This is a genomic window from Lysobacter enzymogenes (assembly GCF_017168095.1).
GTDB classification, from domain to species: Bacteria; Pseudomonadota; Gammaproteobacteria; order Xanthomonadales; family Xanthomonadaceae; genus Lysobacter; species Lysobacter enzymogenes_D.
Window position 1 is genome coordinate 1 of sequence record NZ_LXSD01000606.1, and the last position, 2,822, is coordinate 2,822.

Below are 2,822 nucleotides of genomic sequence, written 5' to 3' on the forward strand. Positions count from 1 at the left end.
CCGGAACCGCAACCGCCCGCGCCGCAGGGCGCGGCCGGCGTCGGCCGCGCCGCGTCGCGCGCATTGCTGGCGGCGGTGGAAGCGCTGGAGCCGGCGCGCCGCGACGCGCTGATGCTGACCGCCCACGCCGACGTGCTGGTGGTCGCCGGCCGCGCCGAACACCTGCCGTGGTGCGAAGGCGTGCTCTACATCGCCCCGCGCGAGGCCGCGCCGGCGCTGTGGCTGCCGACCACGCAGCGCCCGCAACTGCCGCTGGACCTGCTGCAGCGCGCGCTGGAACGCCGCCACCGGCCGTCGCCGCTGCTGATGCTGCGCGAGCCGGCGCAACTGATGCCCTTGCATCGCACGCTGCCGGCCAGCGACGAACTGATCGCGCAGATCCGCGCGCGCTGGCAGGATTGAGCGCATGCGCCTGCCCGCGACCCTGGCGCCCTGGCGGCAATGGCTGGACTGGTTCGATCCCGAGCTGGCGTCGGCCGTGGGCGAGTGCCTGCTGCGCCTGCATCCGCTGCTGGGCGCGTTCCGCCTGCGCGCGGCGAGCGGGCGGCTGGAACCCGAAGGCATCGACGACCTGCGCCGGCGCGGCAGCTACGAGCGCCTGCTGCTGAGCGAATGGGCGCTGGCCGACGCCGCGCCGGACGAGTTCGACCGCCGCGCCGCCGGCGGCGAGCACCTGTTCCTGAGCCCGAAACTGGTCGCGCGCCAGGCCGACGCACTGACCGTGGCGGTGTTCGACACCGGCCCCGCGCAGCTCGGCGCGCCGCGGCTGCTGCACGTGGCGCTGTGGATCCTGCTGGCGCAGCGCGCGCAGGCGGCGAAGGCGCGGTTCGCGTGGGGCGCGCTCGGGGTTCCGGGCGAATTGCACGAGGCCGATTCGGCCGAACGCCTGCGCGAGCTGCTCGGCGCGCGCGCGTGGCGCTTCGAGGGCGAAGAGGCCGACCGCGCCGCGCTGGAGCAGCGCTGGGCGCGCAGCCTCGATGCGCTCGATCCGGCGCCTTCCGAACGCTGGTCGATCGGCGCGCGCGCGCCGGGATACGGGCTCGGCCATCGGGTCGGCATCGTCCCCGCCCAGGCCGGCGCGCTGGCGGTGACCATCAGCGCGCCGCAGGCGCGGCGCGAGACCACGCTGGCCTTGCCGGCCGCCGATACCGGTACGCGCCTGCTGCGCGGCGAGTTCGACCGGCGCGCGCGCATCGTGCCCGCGGCGCCGGCGCGGCCACCGCGCGAGGACGGCCCGGTCCGCCTGTCGACCACGCAGCCGCCGGTGCTGTCCGCCGACGGCGCGACCGTGGCGGTGGCGCTGGCCGGGCGCAGCGCCGTGCATGTGTACCGCCTCAGCAATCCGGGCCAGTCGCCTTTCACGATGCGTTGGGATGCGCGAACCCCGCTGCTCGCCGCCGCGATCGACCGTCAGGCCTTCGGCGGCATCCTCGCTCGCCGCGACGCGCTGCAGTTCTGGTCGTTGCGCGGCTTCGGCCACGGGCACCGGCCGCCGCGCGCGGCGCTCGAGTTGCCGCAGGGACGCTGGCTGCGCTGCGTGCACGGCCATCTCGACGGCCTGCCGCCGGAATTGTGGCTGTTGGCCGACGGCGCGGTGTGGGTCTGGACCGAGCACAGCACCGGCTCGGCCGCCAGCGCGAACCTGTCGCCGCGCAAGGTCGCCGAGCACGTGTTCGCGCTGTGCGATGCGGGCGCGGGGCATGTCGCGCACCTGCGCCATCGCGACGGCCACCTCGAGGTCACCCGGACCACGACCCGCAACGAGCAAAAGCCCGTGAAGCTGGTCTGCCCCACTCCGCCGCTGTCGGCCTGGATGAACAGTCGGTCGTTCGGCTTGAACTGGAGCGGCGTGGTCGCGGCCGAGTTCGCCGCGGCCGGCCATGGCGGCGAACGCTCGCGGGTCTGGCGGGTCTGGCGCCGCGGCAACCGCGCCGACCGCGACTTCGAGATCATCCTGCCGGCCGAGTGGAAAGTGATCGGCGCGGACCCGCAGCCCGAGGGCGAACCGGCGTTGATCGCGTTCAACCCCGACCGCACCCAGGTGGTGCGGATCGGCGAGCGCGAACGCCGCGTGGTCTACGAGTCGGCGATACGGCTCAGCACCGGCAGCGTCTGCGACAGCGGCTGGACCACGGCTGTGGTCGACGCCGGCGGGCGCCTGATCGCGTTGCGCGGGCGCGACGGCCGGCCCACGATCTACGCCGGGGGGAACGGCGATGGTTGACGGCGATGACTGAGGCATCCGGCGCGCAAGTGCGCTATCCGGTCTGGCGCGGCATGCAGGCCGTCGCCGGCCTGTGGCTGCCGGCCGACACCTTGAGCGCGCAGCAGCGCAGCGAACGCCTGCTGCGCTGGTGGGCGCCGGGCTGCCGCGCCTGGCGCTTCGAGCGCGGCGCGGCGCGCGGCGATCTGCTGCGCTTCGAGGCCGAACGCATGTTGCATTGCGAACGCATCGACGCGACGCCGCTGCGCCGGATCGGCGCGCACGGGCTGCACGCCGGGCCGCTGACCGAGCGCGAACGCGAAGAGCTGGCGCCGGCCGATGTGCGGCTGGTGGCGGGCGGGCGCTCGATCGCGCTGGACTTCGGCGAAGGCGAAACGCTGGACCTGTCGCTGGCGATCGAACTGGACGATTACGCCCTGCACGACAGCTTCGCCTGCGATCGCGCGCTGCCCACGCTGCGCGAGGACAAGCTTGTCGGCAAGCGCGTGCGCGACCTGCTCGGCGGGCGCATCGCGCCGCCGAGCGAGGAACGCCAGCGCTTCCTGCGCGCGCTCGGCCCGGGCGGCGGCGCCGACGGCGACCGGCCCGGTCTGGGCGA

Annotated in this window: 3 protein-coding genes; all 3 read left to right on the forward strand. The window is 75.2% G+C overall.

Annotated features, from left to right (window positions below; all coding sequences use genetic code 11):
- On the forward strand, window positions 1-402 hold a 402-nt coding region (locus A7A76_RS23410), incomplete at its 5' end, for a hypothetical protein (protein ID WP_206413567.1).
- 4 nt (window positions 403-406) lie between these two features.
- Window positions 407-2,224, forward strand: coding sequence for a hypothetical protein (locus A7A76_RS23415; protein ID WP_206413568.1), 1,818 nt, complete (start codon window positions 407-409; stop codon window positions 2,222-2,224).
- 5 nt (window positions 2,225-2,229) lie between these two features.
- Window positions 2,230-2,822, forward strand: a 593-nt coding sequence (locus tag A7A76_RS23420) for a bpX6 domain-containing protein (RefSeq protein WP_277425879.1), incomplete at its 3' end; no start/stop codon positions are given.

Excerpts from the sequence above, each read along its gene's own strand:
- A7A76_RS23415 (WP_206413568.1), top strand. The coding sequence starts at position 407 with ATGCGCCTGCCCGCGACCCTGGCGCCCTGGCGGCAATGGCTGGACTGG.